Here is a 16,715-nt window from a genome sequence, read left to right on the forward strand (position 1 = left end):
ATGGTAGTGGGTATATTGGGGATATTAAAAGCAGGGGGCGCGTATGTGCCGCTAGATCCGAGCTATCCTCAATCGCGACTGGATTATATGTTAGAAGATGCGGCGTTAGAGGTGGTGTTAGCACAAGGCGCGGGTGTCGATGTATTAGCGGAATTTGCGGGGCATGTGGTGGCATTGGATGATGCGGCATTATTTGCGGCGCAAAGCCATGAGAACATAGAGAAGCAAGAGAGTGGATTAGAAGCAACGAGTTTAGCCTATGTCATTTATACCTCTGGTTCGACTGGGCAGCCAAAAGGGGTGATGATTGCTCATAAAGCTCTGAGTAATTATCAGTTGCATATTCAACATGCATATGGAGTGACTGCAGCAGATCGAATTTTACAATTTTCCAATATTTGCTTTGATATTTTCGTTGAAGAATTTTTCGGTGCATTATGTCATGGTGCACAGTTGATACTGAGTACATCTGCTTGCAGGCAAGGGTTAGCTGAGTTTGTTGAGTATTGTGAGCATCATGGTGTAACCGTCGTAAGTTTACCGACCGCGTTCTGGGCGCAAGTTGTTAGTGACAATCAAAAGTTTGTTAGCACAACTATGCGTTTGGTAATTGTCGGTGGAGAGGCACTCACCGTTGCTACCGTGAGGGAACACTATAGCCGATTTTCTGAACAAGTTACGCTCATGAATACTTATGGACCAACAGAATCAACTATTACGGCTACGACTTATGCAACCACTTTGGCGGATGCTGAAGCGCAAAGTGTGACAATTGGTAAAGCTAATATCAATAATCAACTACTCATTTTAGATAATAATAAACGTTTAGTACCTTACGGCTGTCCCGGTGAGCTGTATATCGGCGGGGATGGCTTGGCTCGAGGATATCTAAATCGTCCGGAGCTTACCGCTGAGCGTTTTATTGATAATCCGTATTACCAACAAAATGATCCAAATAGCACTGCACGATTATATCGCACTGGAGATCTGGTCTGCTTTACTGAAAATGGAGATATCGCCTTTATGGGTCGTGCGGACGATCAAGTTAAGATTCGCGGTTTTAGAATAGAGCTTGGGGAAGTTGAGGCGCAATTAGCGCAGCAACCTGAAGTTGACTCTGCTTTGGTACGAGCAATTCATATTGCAGGCAGTTTACAGTTGGTGGCATATATTAAGCCGCTAGTAGCTAAAGGAAGTGATGAACACTATGACTTTGTCCGCTACTTAAAAGCTGAATTAAAGGAAAAGCTACCAGAATATATGATGCCAAGTGTGATTATGGTTGTCGAAGAGTGGCCGCTTACACCTAATGGAAAGGTAGATAAACGAGCGTTACCTAGTGTTGATGTGGATGTGTTAATTGGAGATTACATTGCACCCCAAACTAAAATGGAGCAGGAAATCGTTCATATTTGGTCAGAGCTGTTAGGGATAGAAGCAAATAAAATCAGTCGTAATGCAAACTTCTTCGAACTTGGCGGGCATTCGTTGCTAACGGTTAAGCTAGCTACAGAAATCAATAGGCGATGTAACACCAAGATATCGCTAGATAGATTTTTCAGTGCGGTAACTGTGGAGGCAATGGCGAAACTGTGTGAGGGATATGATACGGCAAAGTCATATCAAGTTATCAAACCAATTTCACCACTTCATGGCGATAAAGATGAGCTATTTATGATCCCAGGTGTTGCCAGCACAGAGAATGATTTTGCTTGGCTTGCAGCGCAATTATCGGCGCATGGTTATCGTGTTTACGCTTGTCCTCATAAGGGATTACTAGACGGGGCACCACCTTATGAGTCTGTAGAAGAGAACGTAACAGCAATCACAAATGGCATTATACACAAATCTAAGCATTCTCAAGGGGTCAGGCTGATTGGGCACTCATTTGGTGGGCTTTTAGCGTTGGAAACAGCTAATAAACTGAGCGAACAAGGAGTTAAAGTAGAATTAATTTTAATCGATAGTTACTTTGAGCAGCACCGACAACAAAAAAGGCATACCACTATAGATGGTGGGGAAATAAGTAGTGATAAACCCTTGCCCACAGGAATTGATAGTTTATTGATGCGTCAGTTAGAAACCTTGGAGCAACGACAAAGCCAGTGGTTACGAGATTATATACCATCAGTCCACTCAGCTGTCACAGTCAAATACGTGTATGCAACTCAATCTAATTTTTGCATAGAGTCGTACCATCGCTACTTTGAAAAGCAACATGATAAAGCTGTCGAATATACAAGTATAAACGCTGGGCATATGGATATATTGAAGTCTGACGATTTGGTTAAGTTAATGCTCGAACAATATCTAGATTAGCAGTTGGTGAGCAGTCAAAGTGGGTGGATAACTACCCACTTCAATCTATAAACCCTCTATATAAGCCGTCTGAAGTGATGGTGAGAACAAACAAAAGTTGGTCTATTATGAAGATAAAACATATTCAACCGATTGCTTTACCTGCAATGATTCTATCGCTATCTGCAGTCGTGCTATTTGTCATGAGCGCTCTCAGTGCAGCAGATGAAGAATCGACACTGAAAGTGAAAGTAAATCATATCTCGACAATACCCATTGAACAAAAAAACCATACGGTCCGTTTTAAGCTGTACGGAGAGCTTCGGCCGAGCGAAATTACGAGCTTATCTACTCGAGTAGCCGGAAATATTGAGTCTTGGTCAAAAGAACTCGTAAAAGGCGGTGTGGTTAAAAAAGGGACGGAGCTGTATAAAATAGAAGATAGTCAATATCAAGCTGAGCTTAAAAATGCAGAAGCTGAGTTGCTCAACGCTAAAGCTAAACTCGAGCAAGAGTTGGGAATGGGAAAGGTAGCTCAAATAGAATTAGAGCGGATCCAATCAGACCAAGAAAATAGTCTGTTCTTGAGAAAACCACAAATTAAAAGTGCTTATGCAGCAGTGAGATCTGCAGAAGCAAGATTATCATCTGCTCAGAAGAATTTAGAGTATACATCAGGTGTTGCACCATTCGACGCGTTAGTCGTTGAGAAGTCAATCGGCACGGGACAGTTTGTAAATCAAGGTACGAGTGTAGCGATATTATATAATATTGAAAGTGCTGAAGTGGAGTTACCTATCGCGCGATTTGATAGCCCATATTTGCCGGAGAACCTTTTAGCAACCGAGGTGGTGGTGAGGTTACCAGGCTCAGATCAGGTAGCTAGAGGTAAATTAATTCGAAGAATTCAGCTGGTTGATACACAAACCAGAGCTTACAAAGTTGTCGCGCAAGTGACAGGGCTGCTAGATAGGCGCAGTAGTAATTCATTTTTACAATTTGGTGACTTTGTCGAAGTGGAGTTTTCTGGGCGTACGCTTGAGCAAGTATATAAAGTGCCAGAAGAACTAATTGAAAATAACCGTATTTGGGTCGCGAACAAAGGTTCGCTCGTATTACGAGAGGTGACCACTTTGCGAAATGAAAATGGTTTTGCAATAGTTAGTAGCGGTATTCAGACAGATGATAAGATAGTCAGTGCATTGCCGGATTACCCCTATACAGGAATGCCTGTTGAAATTGTTGCTGCAAATCTAGCAAAGCTGTGAGGTTATTGTGATGAACAAAGAAAGCTTTAACCACGGCATCATCAATTTTTTTATTAATAATCCTGTAGCTGCAAACTTGTTGATGGTATTTGTCATCATTATAGGTGCAGTTTCTTATCAATCTATAAACAAGCAAATATTCCCCAACATTCAGATTGATACGATAGAAATTAATGTTACTCAGTTTGGCTCCTCTGCAAAAGAACTCGAAGAGAATGTGATAAGTAAAATAGAGTACAGCTTAGTTAGTCTGCCAGATATAAAGCGTATGCGCTCCTGGTCCAATGACAATTCAGGTAGGATTGTGCTTGAAATACTGAAAAATGCGGACCCTGCCAGTGTGTTAGACAAAGTGAAACTTGCAGTCGACGCAACACCAGGCTTTCCCGCTGACTTAGAGCCAATTATCATTAAACTGCGTGAAAACTTACAACCGGTTATCCGCTTGGCTCTCATACAAGACAATGAGGTATCCTCCTTAAGACATTATGCACTTCAAGTACAAAATGAGCTTTTAAATTTAAATAATGTTTCAATAGTGAGTAATAACTTACCAAAAGGGGAAGTCGCGATAGAGGTTAACCCTGTTGCACTGCAGATGTACAAATTGACGATTGAAGATGTCCGGTTAGCATTGCAAAAATACTCAAATAATATGAGTGTGGGAGCCGTGAGGAGTGAAGCTGGTACCATCCCTCTTCGTGTTGAAAATCAGGCATATGATGAAGGAGCATTTGCCAATATCCCGATTAAAACTTTTGAGTCTGGCTTACAAATAAAGCTTGAAGATATAGCCAGTGTCCGAGATGGGGTTATTGAAGGTGTGTATTTATTTTCTTTTTCGGCAAAGCCTGCTGTTGCTTTTGAAGTGATGGCTGCGGAATATCAAGATGCTGTTGCCGTTGCTGACTCGGTGCAACAATATGTGGCGTATAAAAATCAGTATTTACCAAAGGACTTAAAACTTGAGGTGATTATTGACGGTACTGCGTATTTAGATCAGCGCTTGGCGATGATGGAAGAAAATCTGGTCCAAGGTGCTATTCTAGTTATGTTAGTCTTATCTTTGTTCCTAAGCATGAGACTAGCATTTTGGGTGGTTGTAGGCTTGCCGGTGTGTTTTCTTGGTGCAATACTGATAATGCCATTGTTTGGTGTCACTATAAACTTGGTGTCATTATTTGCCTTCATTATGGTGTTAGGATTGATTGTTGATGACGCTATCGTAGTTGGCGAGAGTGTACATGAACAAATAGAGACAATGGGAAATAATAAGCGAGCAGTTGCTCAAGGCGTAAAGAAAGTCGCTAAGCCTGCGGTTTTTGGCGTATTAACGACCATAGCGGTATTTTTTCCTTTCATCTTTAGTGACGGCTCACAAAGTGAGTTATTCAAAGGGGTTTCGATTATCGTAATCTTTTGTCTGCTATTCAGCATTGTTGAGTCTAAGTTGATTCTACCTGCCCATTTAGCCAGCATGCCCTCAAAACAGACTTCTCAAAGTGGATTTAAATATAAGTTGAATCAAGCAATCAGTGGGTTTAGTCAGGGATGGTTGACTGATCGAGTTGTCTGGAGCATACGACATAAATGGAGCGTGCTATTATTATTTGTTGTTATTTTCGTACTTTCTCTTGCCTTGATAGTATTAGGCCACGTTAAGTCTATACCTGATCCTATGGTCCCAATTGATCAACCAGAGATTACACTTGAACTTAACGATAATGCCTCTGCGTTGGTGGTTAAACAAGCGGCACAAGCCTTTGAAAGAATGCTGAAAGAAGAAGAACAAAAAACAGTCTCCTTGTTTGGCAAGGGAATGATCAAAGATATTTTGATTGAAAGCGTTGGAGAAACTAGCCTGAAGTTTACTGTTATTCTCGTCGATGAAAACCATAGACCTTATGATACGTTTGCGCTATCTCAGCGCTGGAGAGAGAATATTCCTGATATTGTGGCACTTAAAGCAGTTAGAATTAAAGATGATGTATTAGGCCAGCATAATTTATATGGGGACTTTGGTTATTTCTTTTTTAGTGATGATATTGATGAACTAAATGCAGCCGCAAAACTATTTGCAGCGGAGTTAAAGCAACAAAAAGGATTATATGAAGTTGGCTCTACGATATCCGTCGGGCGAAAAGAGCTATTAATGGAATTAAAGCCATTAGCTCATCAGTTAAATCTAACGCTTGCTGATGTAGCTCTGCAGTTACAGCAAACTCATTATGGCGCAGAGGCTGATAGGTTTAGTCGTTTAGGAGAAGAGATTAGAGTGATGCTTAGGTATCCTCAAGCTAGTCGCACGAGTATCAGCGAGTTACAGTATGTTCGTATTAGACTGAGTTCTGGAGAAGAAGTATTCTTAGGAGATGTGGTTAACTTTAAAGAGACCCAAGCAGTAACAACAATTCGTCGCGAGGCTGGTAAGCGCAGTCTATATGTTTTTGCTTCTATAGATCATCAAGAAGTGAATGCCACAAAAGTTATCAAGCATGTGAATAAGGAAATAATTCCTAAAGTGAGGGCGCAATACCCTTCGATAACCACTGATTTAGGCGGAAAAATAAAGGAAGTCAGCAACGAGAAAGACCAAATGTTGATTTTCACTGTAGCCTCTTTGCTCGCAGTCTATATTCTATTGGCAATACCGTTAAAAAGTTATATTCAGCCGCTGCTGATAATGTCGGTTATCCCATTTTGTGTTGTTGGTGCGATATGGGGACATTGGATTTTTTCGGAGGATTTTAGTTTAGTTTCAAATTTTGGTCTAATCGCGGCGGCGGGTGTTGTTGTCAATGATAGTCTTATACTTGTTGACAGGATTAACGAAAAAGTGCGAAGTAACATTGAGATCATCGAAAGTGCAACACAGGCTGTTCATGAAAGGTTTAGAGCTATCATATTAACTTCATTGACAACGTTTTTTGGGTTGTTACCAATAATGTTTGAAACCAGTGTTCAGGCGAAGTTTGTATCTCCCATGGCAATATCTCTTGGTTTTGCTGTGCTGGTTTCAACAGTAGTGACACTCTTCTTAATTCCAATCCTGTATGTAGTCGGTTATCGCTTGAAACAAAAAGTACGTATGTTTGGTGCAACAAAAGATAATTTGAAAGATCAGCAGGTCCTAGGTAGTTAGGGGTAAGTTTGGTCATGGACACAACTCGATATAAGGTTCTAATGAGCCTTATATCATTTTTTATTTCTACTTTTTTGACCCTTACTTTTCCAAACAAACCCCGCTACAATATTGCGCAATTTGTACTTAGTAAGTGCTTGTTGTCTGCTAAAGCCATTTCAGTATTACGGTGCACAATGAAGTGACCGGATTAAAGACAAGAGTATTGAACTGTACGTATGTTTTTTGACACAAGAAAAAGGATCCTGTGTTCATGCCGTTAAATACAATTATTCTAGCTGCGGGTAAAGGCACTCGCATGCGCTCTAAGTTACCAAAGGTCCTTCATCCTATCGCAGGAAAACCCATGGTACAGCATGTCATCGACAATGCGGTGTCGTTAGGCGCGCAGTCTACCAATTTAGTTTTTGGTCATGGTGCGCAGCAGCTACAAGCCGCGTTATCACATAATGAAGTGAACTGGGTGCATCAAGCTGAGCAGTTGGGTACTGGTCATGCTGTCGCGGTAGCAAAGGAGCATATTGGTGATGACGATAAAGTACTGATCCTCTATGGTGATGTGCCTCTCACAAAGCTGAGCACGCTGCAGCGTTTGCTGGATGTGACGCCTGATAACGGCCTTGCTGTACTCACTGTTGATTTAGTAAACCCGACAGGTTACGGCCGTATGCTGCGAGAAAATGGCAAATTGGTTGGTATTGTTGAACAAAAAGATGCGTCTGCGGAGCAACTTGCTATTACTGAGATCAATACAGGCATAATGGCGGCTAACGGTGGATTATTGAAAAAGTGGCTTGGACAGTTATCGAACAATAACGCACAAGGTGAATATTACCTCACTGATATCGTGGCGATGGCGCACAGCGAAGGGGTAGAAATTACTTCTGCACAACCTGATGATGAGATGGAAGTAGAAGGTGCCAATAACCGGGTACAACTTGCTGCTTTAGAGCGCGCTTATCAAACTTGGCAAGCTGAAACCTTGATGATTAATGGTGCTAGTTTAGCGGATCCTGCTCGCATTGATGTGCGTGGACTTGTAACAACTGGTGAAGATGTTCAGATTGATGTTAACGTGATATTTGAAGGCCATGTTGAAATTGGCGATGATGTCGTCATTGGTCCAAACTGTGTACTTAAAAACTGTAAAATCGGTAATGGCGTTGTGATTAAAGCTAATACGCTTATCGAAGATGCGCTGGTCGCTGATAAGTGCACTTTAGGTCCATTTGCTCGCTTGCGTCCTGGCGCGATAATGGAAGAAGATTCTCATATTGGTAACTTTGTCGAGATGAAGAAATCTCGTTTGGGTAAAGGTTCAAAAGCTAATCACTTGACCTACCTTGGAGATGCTGAAATTGGGGAAAAGGTGAATATTGGTGCCGGAACCATTACGTGTAACTATGACGGTGTGAATAAGTCTAAAACTATTATCGGTGATAATGCCTTTATTGGCTCTAATTCATCACTAGTTGCACCAGTTGAAATTGGTAGTACGGCAACGATTGGCGCAGGTTCAGTGATTACCTCAAGCGTGAAAGATGAGCAATTGGCAGTCGCGCGAGGAAAACAGCGTAACTTGGATGGCTGGCAGCGACCAATTAAAAAGTCTTAAGAATTATTATTATAGGGACAGCTTTAAGTTCCTCTAGACACCAATAAGGCAAGCATGACTTGCCTTATTTCATTCCTTTCTGTTACCACCCATGGTACATTGTATTTTCAATAAAAAAATATTAACAATAATATTACCCGATAAGTGCTATGGAAAATTTATTTCGCCGTGAGGTGTTAGAGCATAAACAGCACCGCTTAGAGGGCACAATTAGCTTAATCCAACCGCCCGTATTTAAGACTCTGGGATTACTCATTTTAACGGTTGTGATTTTAAGCATCGTGTTTCTATCAAGTGGTAGCTATACCAGAAAGGAAAGAGTATCTGGCGTTATTGAACCCAGTGGTGGACTGCTGCGTGTTGCTGCAATGCAACAGGGGGTGGTGTCTGAGGTATTGGTCAAAGAGGGTGAACAAGTCGCTGCTGGGCAACCTTTGCTGCGAATTGCATCTGCAAAACATAGCACCGAAGCCACTGAGTTGAATCAAGCATTGCTGAATCAATATCGCTTTCAGCAAAAGAACTTACTACAGCAGATAGAGCAACTGCGTGGACAGTACCAGCTTGATATTGAAGAGCTACAGCAACAAGAAACGACCGCAAAAGAAAAGTTAAAAGAACTTGAGAGCCAAGCAAGTACGTTCCAAGAGCGGCTACTACTTAATCAAGATTTAGTATCGCAAATTGCGACCTTAAAAGGCACTGGTTATATTTCTGAACTTGAGCTACAACGTCAAAAAGACACTTTGCTTTCACTCAAGCAACAAGCGTCTTCAATCCGTTCAGAGCGTATTGCGCTTGAGTCACAGCTGAAAAATATTAAAAATCAGTTGGCGAAACTGCCGATTGAACATCAAAACAGAATTTCTCAGCTGCAATCGCAGCAAGCAGATCTACTGATACAAATCTCGTCCATTGAGCAGGAGCGGCTTGGTGAAGTTCGCGCAGCTCAGTCAGGGGTAGTTACGGGATTGCTCGCTAAACTTGGCAAAAATGTTTCCATGGGTCAGCATTTACTGACCTTGATCCCCGAACACAGTGACATGCAGGCAATCGTTTATATACCTACATCAGCGTTTGGCTTTATCAAAGAAGGGCAAGAGACTAAGCTACGCTATCACGCGTTTCCCTACGAAAAATTTGGCATTTACAAAGGAAAGATTGTAGAGCTCAGTAATAGTGTGATCTTGCCTGAGGAAACCAACATGCCAGGTATAATTCAAGAGCCTGCGTACCGTGTTGTTGTTGCGTTGGATGAACAAGCAGTAAAAGCATATGGTAAAGATACAGTCTTGCGTGCAGGTATGACGCTTGATGCGGATATTGTGGTAGAAGAACGCTCTTTATTGCGTTGGCTGTTTGACCCAGTGTTTAGCATCAAAGGCCAGTTATAAGAAGTAAAAGGGTTGATATGGAAATGGAACATGAAGGCGCAGCCAATAAGTTAGAGTTTTGGTCGCGGAAATCTTTACCAGTGATCATCCAATCAGAAGCGGCAGAGTGTGGCCTCGCGAGTCTTGCTATGGTTGCTGGATATCACGGCTATCGCACTGATTTAACTCGCTTAAGGCAGCGTTTTAGTATTTCAATCGAAGGCTGTACGCTGCTCGACATTATGCACTTTGCTGAAAAGCTCCATTTAACTTCAAGGCCTCTGCGAATTGAGCTTGAAGATCTAGATGCGCTGCAAACACCGGCAATTTTACATTGGGACATGAACCATTTTGTGGTGCTTAAGAAGGCCAACGAAAAGCGCATTGTGATCCATGACCCCGCTGGTGGCGAAAAAACCTTTACGATGGAAGAAGCCTCCAAGCATTTTACTGGCGTGGCTTTGGAGTTAACGCCAACCAAAGACTTCGAAAAGAAAGAGCAAAAAGCGAGTCTTAGATTTTCCGATTTTTGGAGCCGTATTACGGGCTTAAAACGCTCGTTGTTACTTATTTTTATGCTTTCCATTTTGCTGCAAGTATTTACGCTAGCAGCACCCTATTATATTCAGCTGGTTATAGATGATGTCATACTCACTGGTGACACCTCACTCTTGACGGTGCTGGCGATTGGGTTCTTTTTAGTACTGCTTTTTGAAATCGCCACCAATGCACTGCGTGGCTTTACCTTGCTGCACTTTGGTAATCAGATGAATATTCAATTGGGGGCGAACCTATTTCACCACTTAGTGCGCTTACCCATCGCCTATTTTGAGAAGCGCCATATGGGGGATGTTGTTTCTCGCTTCGGCTCTCTTCAGCAAGTAAAGCAGCTCCTTACAACTGGGGTCATTGAGGCGATTATTGATGGCTTAATGGCGATTATTACCTTAGCGATGATCTTCTTTTATAGTCCTATGCTATCCGCTGTGGTGTTGGTGGCTGTGATCACTTACGCGATTATCAGAATGGCCATGTATAAGCCATTTCGCAATATCAGTGAGCAAGAAATCATGGCGCGCGCAGAAGAAAATTCCAACTTTATGGAAACGGTACGCGGGATCCAAACGATTAAATTATTTGGCTCAGAAGTAAAGCGAGAAGGACAGTGGCAAAATCGCTACGCTAGTGCGATTAACCACAATATCCGCTTGGGTAATTTTAAAATTGGCTATGACGCGATTAACCGCGCGCTATTTGGTGCTGAGAATATCATTGTGGTTTATTTGGCGGCACACTTGGTGATTGCTGGTGGATTTAGTACCGGTATGCTGTTTGCTTTTATGTCTTACAAGCGTCAGTTTATGGATAAGACCGCAAATCTTATAGAAAAGCTCATTGAGTTTAAGATGTTAGGCCTCCACTTTGACCGTATCGCTGATATTGCTTTAACGGATAAAGAAGAGTTACAACCAGATCAATATCGCAAACTGAATATCGAAGGCAAAATTGAAGTAAAAAATTTGTCGTTCGCATATTCAGACGCAACACCAAATGTTATTGAAAAACTAAACTTAACAATCAATGCGGGCGAGTCAGTAGCAATTACAGGGCCTTCTGGTTGCGGTAAGTCGACGCTACTTAAGTTAATGCTGGGGCTAAATAAACCATCTAATGGTGAAATCTTGGTGGATGGTATATCTCTTAGCCAAATTGGCGCTAGGCAATATCGCCAGCAGATTGCTGCGGTGATGCAAGACGATGAGCTCCTATCCGGTACTGTGGCTGATAATATCGCCTTTTTTGATTCACCAATCAATATGGAAAAAGTGGTGCATTGTGCTCAGTTAGCAGCTATCCATGATGATATTAGCGATATGCCAATGGGGTATGACAGCTTGATTGGTGATATGGGGTCGAGCTTATCTGGTGGTCAGAAGCAGCGGATCATCTTGGCGCGTGCTCTATATAAAGATCCGAAAATACTGTTTATGGATGAAGCAACGAGTCACCTTGATACTGGGCTGGAAGAAGATATTAATGATGCAGTATCTCGGTTGAAGATAACACGTATTATCATCGCGCACCGGAAAGAGACCATTGCTTCAGCGGATAGAGAGATTAAGCTTAAAAAGCCGCAACATCATGAGGATGAAGAGCAGGCTTCGGTATCCGAACAAAAATAAACAAACCGAGCTACATGCTCGATTTGTTTATTTTTGCATTCATAGAGCGTTATGGGATCTGGCAAGTGTGCTCACGGCAAGAATGATTGCGACCCGTCCAGCAATCTCCGAAGCGATCAGTGAGTAAATAGTCAGCTTGCATACGACCACCAGCGATTTGTGGTGTCATATTAGCTGGAATAGATTTACTATCGTTGGAAAGTGCTTTGATGCATTTTTTGTTTAGTGCTAGTTTCATTCGTTTTTCCTTACTAACTTGCGGTTAATAAAAGTCCTTTCTTTCAATCCTTTTTGTACACGCTTTTTTAGCGTGTACAAAAAAGCTAGTACTCAAAAAATTAAATGTCAACAAATCACATAGTTTGTTTTGTTTTTATGTTTTGTGTGTATCAAAGTTTGAGTTTGGCTGAGCAAAAGGTTAACTTACCTGTAGTAAAAACAAAATTTATAAATAGAGTTGAAACAAGGATAAGTATGCTAAAGGCGTTAGATTTAGAAAAAAAAGAACAAATCCTGACTATAGTGGAAAAACTAGCCAAGCAGGTTGAATCAAATCTTGAAGCCGTGAACAGTAACGGTTTGCTTAGTGGTTTAGCTGGGCACTTATTGTTTTTATTTCGAGCTGCAAACTTTAATGATGCTTGGGTCGATGAGGAGAAATTTCATCTGGCGCTAGATAAGCTCCAAAATGAATTGGCAGAGCAAACCCCTGAACTGAGTTCAGGGCTAGCTGGGCAAGCTTGGGTGCTTGAGTATTTTAACCAGTATGACGACGAAGAGTATGATCCTGAGCTGCTGGAGGAGATAGATAACTTCTTTGACACTGCACTCGACTTTTCTCCTTGGACAGGAGAAATTGAAATGGTGTTAGGCCTTGCCGGATATTCTCCTTATATCTCACGTCGTGCAAAAAAGACTCAACAAAGTACTTTATTTGATCGTCTTGTTACGGGGTATGAGTCGGTTGCGGTAGAACTAGATGATCAGCAGGTTGCTTGGTCTCAGCCTAAGCAATCGGTATACCGATTCGATAAAGAAGATACAGAAAGTCACGAATTTAATTTAGGTCTGGCACATGGTGTCCCAGGCATTATCGCGGCTCTTATTCCTGCGCTTCAGGACGAAAAAGTAAAGCTGCGAGCGCAAAAACTGGTTGTTGCGGGTTGTGATTGGCTACTTGAACAGCAGAGTCATGCAGCTGATAGGCTCGCTTGTTTTGGCTCATGTGCAGGAGACGAACACCACTCTCGGTTAGGTTGGTGCTATGGCGACTTAACGATTGCGTTAACACTTGCAAGAGCTGGGCATGCGTTGGATAAATCGAGTTATGTTGAACAAGCATTAAATATTGCTTTGTTCAACGTCGACAGAGATGCAAAACAGGGTCATATCAACGACGCTGGACTTTGCCATGGTTTTTTTGGGTTAGTAACTGTGTATCAGTTGCTTAATAAGGTTATGCCTCACCCTAAGCTACAACAAGCGGCTTTAACCTGGCTTGATTATGGCCTAAGTCAGTATCAAGAACATGGGCTTAAAGCACTCTATTCATACAATGGCCTTGATAAGGTTCATCAAGAGGATTGCAGCTTTCTGATGGGCTTTGCTGGTATCGGTTTAGCACTTCTAGGTGTGCTAGATGACAATCTTGATTGGACAGACTGCCTACTAATGAGTTAAGGAATATTATGTCAGCCAAAATAACAATAAGCTCCTTTTTTGTAATAAGGACTCCAAAGCTGCCAATTGAGACCTTGTTCAATCAACAAGATAGTAATGCGATGTTAAGTGCCTGGCTTGCTACGCCAGGAGTAATAGAAGCGCTCTACGTTGCAAGCCCATCACTGCTTGAGCGGCTGGAGCAATGGCGTGAAAAGCCAGACTCTAAGCAAGGCAAAAAAGTGGCATTGGCGCTTTTAAGATACCTAATTCGAATGTCTTCTCGGCCTACGCCGTTCGGTCTATTTTCTGGTATTCATACTGGTAAAGTAGGTTCAGAAACTCGTCTGGTTAGTGATAGCGCAGAAAATGATTCGCGTAAAACTCGATTAGATATGTTTCTGTTGTCTGCAATTCGCTCTCATTTAGCAGAAACTGAAGCAAAATCAGATAATTTGTCTTATTTACCTAATCCATCTCATTACTTTATAGCAGATCAGTGCCGCTACATTGAAACTTACCTCTCTGATGACACCATGCAGTATCGCCTGAGTGCCGTTGATAGTGATGAGTACTTCATCACTATGCTGGAACTGGCGAAACAGAAGCTAAGCTTTTCTCAGCTCATTGAGCAATTTTGTTTGCGCTATAGTGAAGCAGAATATGAGGAAGTTAGTGCATACCTTGAAGAGCTCATCAGTGAAGGGGTATTAATTCCCGATATTCCGCTACCACTTACTGGTGAAAGTCCCGACATCGCGTTGATTAAAGCGTTGAAAAACGTTGCGCCTGTAGAAGTTTACGCCAAGTTGGAGCAGGCGACTCATGACCTTGCAGTGATGGATGAAGCGGGGCAAGCGAAGCCTGAGCAATATCAAGCCATTTTTAAATACCTTTCTGAGCTACCGGTTAAAGTTCAAGAAAACAAACTTTTCCAATCAGATACTTACCGCGCCTTTTTACATTGTGAAATGTCACAGCAAGAAGTTGCAAGGGTGAATAAACAACTGCAATTGATCGCGAGTTTAAATCGCAGCGCTAAGCATAACCCACTTGAAAACTTTATTAATAAGTTCAACACGCGGTTTGAAGGTCAATTTGTACCTTTGGATATGGTGTTGGATGATGAGTCGGGTATTAGTGTCTCCACTGAAACTGGCTATGATGCCCCGTTAGTAGGTGGTTTACAGTTGGGTCGAGCGAGTCGCGGACAAGCTAGCGCCCCTGACTATACCGAACTGGATCGCATTATTGAGCAGGCTGTGACATTGCCAAGTAATTTAGGCAAAAGCTGTGTGGTCCTGACCAGTAGCGAATTGAAGCAAAAAGTTAAGGATAAAGTAGAGCTTAACTTGCCACGTTCAATGGCAGTGATGTTGAGTTTATTTGAGGACGAAAAGTCTAATCCTGTGTTCAAGTTCAATGGCTGTTATGGACCGTCGGCAGCTAATCTTTTGGGTCGTTTTTGCCACCTTGATGAAACATTAAAAGAATCGGTTATTCATCATTTAGAGCAAGAACATAGTCACAGTGAAGAGGTTATCTTCGCAGAAATTGTACATATGCCAGAGGGAAGGCCTGGTAACGTGATTGCGAGGCCACATTTGCGGCAGTACGAAATCGTTTTTATGGCAGACAGTTCACTAGACCTTGAATACCAGATCCCACTAAGTGATCTGTATGTTTGGGTCGAAAGCCAGCAGGTAAAACTCTGGAGTAAGCGACTCAATAAACGCATTATTCCGCGTTTGTCGAGTGCTCATAACTTCTCTGCAAGAAGTTTAAGCGCGTATAAATTCCTTTGTATGTTGCAGCATCAAGAAAGTGAAACACCCAAGTTCTCATTGCCTTCGAGTCTAAGTAGAGCAACTTATGTACCTCGCATTATGCTAGATAACCTGATCTTGAATGAGAAGACATGGCGTATTGAACGTAAGGAGTTAGAGGGGTTGCTAGTTAATCAGCGTGTTCAAGCTAATAAACTTGAACAGCTGAAAGAAAAGTACTTATTGGACGAATGGGTGTGCTTTGCTGCAGGAGATAATATTCTCACCCTGAACTTAAGCCAAAGTGCGATGCTTGAAATTTTATTGATGGAAACCAAAGGTAGAAAAACAGTTGAGCTTAATGAAGTATTGAACTCTCAATTCTCATCTCGGGTAATGGATGCAAAAGGGCAACATTATGCTAATGAAATCATTGTCCCTTTACTTAATGAAAATGCGACTCCTCATACGCACTTTGCAGAAAAGCCACTAGAAAATATTACCGCTACACCAATCTCTCGGCGTTTCAGTGCGGGTTCCGAGTGGCTTAGTTTAAAAATATATTCAGGTAATACCATTGTTGAGCAGCTACTTTATGAGCAGTTATTGCCGCTTATTGAGGAAAATAGTGAATTGTTTGATAAGTGGTTCTTTATTCGCTATGGCGATCCGGATTGGCATCTACGCTTACGCTTCCAAGGCAAGCCAGCAGTGCTTTGTGGAGAGTTATTGCCAAAACTCAATCAGCTATTGTCACCTATGATAGAGAGCTCTCAGCTGCATAAAGTTGAATTAATGACTTATGAGCGAGAAGTAGAGCGCTACGGCGGTCCGCAATCGATGACTTTGATCGAAAGCTTGTTTATGTTTGACAGTGAGCTAATTGCGAAAAGTTGTCAACTAGTTGAAGCGTTCGGTGAAGATGTCCGTTGGCGTATCGCATTGGCTTGTACTAACCGTTTGCTGACGCTATTTGATTATGATGCGGAACAAAAGCTATCACTGATCTCTTCATTACGCGCGGGGTTTGGTAAAGAATTCAATGAGAGTAGCGCGCTTAGAAAGCAGCTCGGTAATCGTTATCGCGATCACCAAACGCAGCTCGATGATGACTTTACGAAGCTTAATATTGCGAGCCTAGCGCAATGTGATGAGACGCAACAAGCGATGTTGGCGCTTTTAGAGGCGTGGCAGAAGCAGGCAGAGCCAGTGGTGAAGGAAATTTTGACACTAGAAAAGTCAGGTTCACTTAATTTGAGTATACAATCATTACTCGGCTCTCTTTTGCATATGCATAACAACCGTATGTTTAAAGCTTATGGTCGAGAACAGGAATTTGTTATTCATGATATGTTGAGACGAAAGTACTTCTCTGAATCTAAAGTTTCTTAGATAATGAAAAGGTTGGCTT

At 42.0% G+C, this 16,715-nt stretch carries 9 protein-coding genes; 8 read left to right on the forward strand and 1 reads right to left on the reverse strand.

From position 1 onward, the window contains the following. From NO992_RS09405 to NO992_RS09430, 6 genes are all read left to right on the forward strand, one after another. A partial coding sequence (locus NO992_RS09405; RefSeq protein WP_371376397.1) for an amino acid adenylation domain-containing protein occupies window positions 1-2,319 on the forward strand: 2,319 nt, incomplete at its 5' end. 107 nt (window positions 2,320-2,426) lie between these two features. Then, complete coding sequence (locus NO992_RS09410) at window positions 2,427-3,566, forward strand: efflux RND transporter periplasmic adaptor subunit (RefSeq protein ID WP_019647553.1); 1,140 nt, start codon at window positions 2,427-2,429, stop codon at window positions 3,564-3,566. 10 nt (window positions 3,567-3,576) lie between these two features. Continuing rightward, window positions 3,577-6,708: an efflux RND transporter permease subunit gene (locus NO992_RS09415; protein WP_371376400.1), complete on the forward strand. Its 3,132-nt coding sequence runs from the start codon at window positions 3,577-3,579 to the stop codon at window positions 6,706-6,708. 253 nt (window positions 6,709-6,961) lie between these two features. Next, complete coding sequence (gene glmU / locus NO992_RS09420) at window positions 6,962-8,323, forward strand: bifunctional UDP-N-acetylglucosamine diphosphorylase/glucosamine-1-phosphate N-acetyltransferase GlmU (RefSeq protein ID WP_010377613.1); 1,362 nt, start codon at window positions 6,962-6,964, stop codon at window positions 8,321-8,323. A 149-nt stretch (window positions 8,324-8,472) separates the two neighbouring features. Then, window positions 8,473-9,717, forward strand: coding sequence for an HlyD family secretion protein (locus NO992_RS09425; RefSeq protein ID WP_010377616.1), 1,245 nt, complete (start codon window positions 8,473-8,475; stop codon window positions 9,715-9,717). 17 nt (window positions 9,718-9,734) lie between these two features. Further along, the gene (locus NO992_RS09430) at window positions 9,735-11,879 is read left to right on the forward strand and encodes a peptidase domain-containing ABC transporter (protein ID WP_371376404.1); all 2,145 of its coding nucleotides are present in this window, start codon (window positions 9,735-9,737) and stop codon (window positions 11,877-11,879) included. A 49-nt stretch (window positions 11,880-11,928) separates the two neighbouring features. Here the strand turns inward: NO992_RS09430 and NO992_RS09435 are convergent, their stop codons facing one another. Continuing rightward, window positions 11,929-12,117, reverse strand: coding sequence for a hypothetical protein (locus NO992_RS09435; RefSeq protein ID WP_010377619.1), 189 nt, complete (start codon window positions 12,115-12,117; stop codon window positions 11,929-11,931). 236 nt (window positions 12,118-12,353) lie between these two features. Between NO992_RS09435 and NO992_RS09440 the strand changes: the two genes are divergently transcribed. Both NO992_RS09440 and NO992_RS09445 read left to right on the forward strand, forming a co-directional pair. Further along, window positions 12,354-13,559 (forward strand): lanthionine synthetase C family protein, encoded by a 1,206-nt coding sequence (locus NO992_RS09440; RefSeq protein WP_371376407.1) that lies wholly within the window; start codon window positions 12,354-12,356, stop codon window positions 13,557-13,559. An 8-nt stretch (window positions 13,560-13,567) separates the two neighbouring features. Next, window positions 13,568-16,696, forward strand: a complete 3,129-nt coding sequence (locus NO992_RS09445) for a lantibiotic dehydratase (protein WP_371376410.1) — start codon at window positions 13,568-13,570, stop codon at window positions 16,694-16,696. The last annotated feature ends 19 nt before the right edge of the window (window positions 16,697-16,715 follow it).

The sequence above is a fragment of the Pseudoalteromonas sp. DY56-GL79 genome (genome assembly GCF_041414765.1).
Taxonomy (GTDB): domain Bacteria; phylum Pseudomonadota; class Gammaproteobacteria; order Enterobacterales; family Alteromonadaceae; genus Pseudoalteromonas; species Pseudoalteromonas piscicida.

What these genes read in the sequence shown, in the direction of transcription:
- glmU (WP_010377613.1), top strand. Translation starts at nt 6,962, where the DNA reads ATGCCGTTAAATACAATTATTCTAGCTGCGGGTAAAGGCACTCGCATG.
- NO992_RS09445 (WP_371376410.1), top strand. Translation starts at nt 13,568, where the DNA reads ATGTCAGCCAAAATAACAATAAGCTCCTTTTTTGTAATAAGGACTCCA.
- NO992_RS09425 (WP_010377616.1), top strand. Translation starts at nt 8,473, where the DNA reads ATGGAAAATTTATTTCGCCGTGAGGTGTTAGAGCATAAACAGCACCGC.
- NO992_RS09435 (WP_010377619.1), bottom strand. Translation starts at nt 12,117, where the DNA reads ATGAAACTAGCACTAAACAAAAAATGCATCAAAGCACTTTCCAACGAT.
- NO992_RS09415 (WP_371376400.1), top strand. Translation starts at nt 3,577, where the DNA reads ATGAACAAAGAAAGCTTTAACCACGGCATCATCAATTTTTTTATTAAT.
- NO992_RS09430 (WP_371376404.1), top strand. Translation starts at nt 9,735, where the DNA reads ATGGAAATGGAACATGAAGGCGCAGCCAATAAGTTAGAGTTTTGGTCG.
- NO992_RS09410 (WP_019647553.1), top strand. Translation starts at nt 2,427, where the DNA reads ATGAAGATAAAACATATTCAACCGATTGCTTTACCTGCAATGATTCTA.
- NO992_RS09440 (WP_371376407.1), top strand. Translation starts at nt 12,354, where the DNA reads ATGCTAAAGGCGTTAGATTTAGAAAAAAAAGAACAAATCCTGACTATA.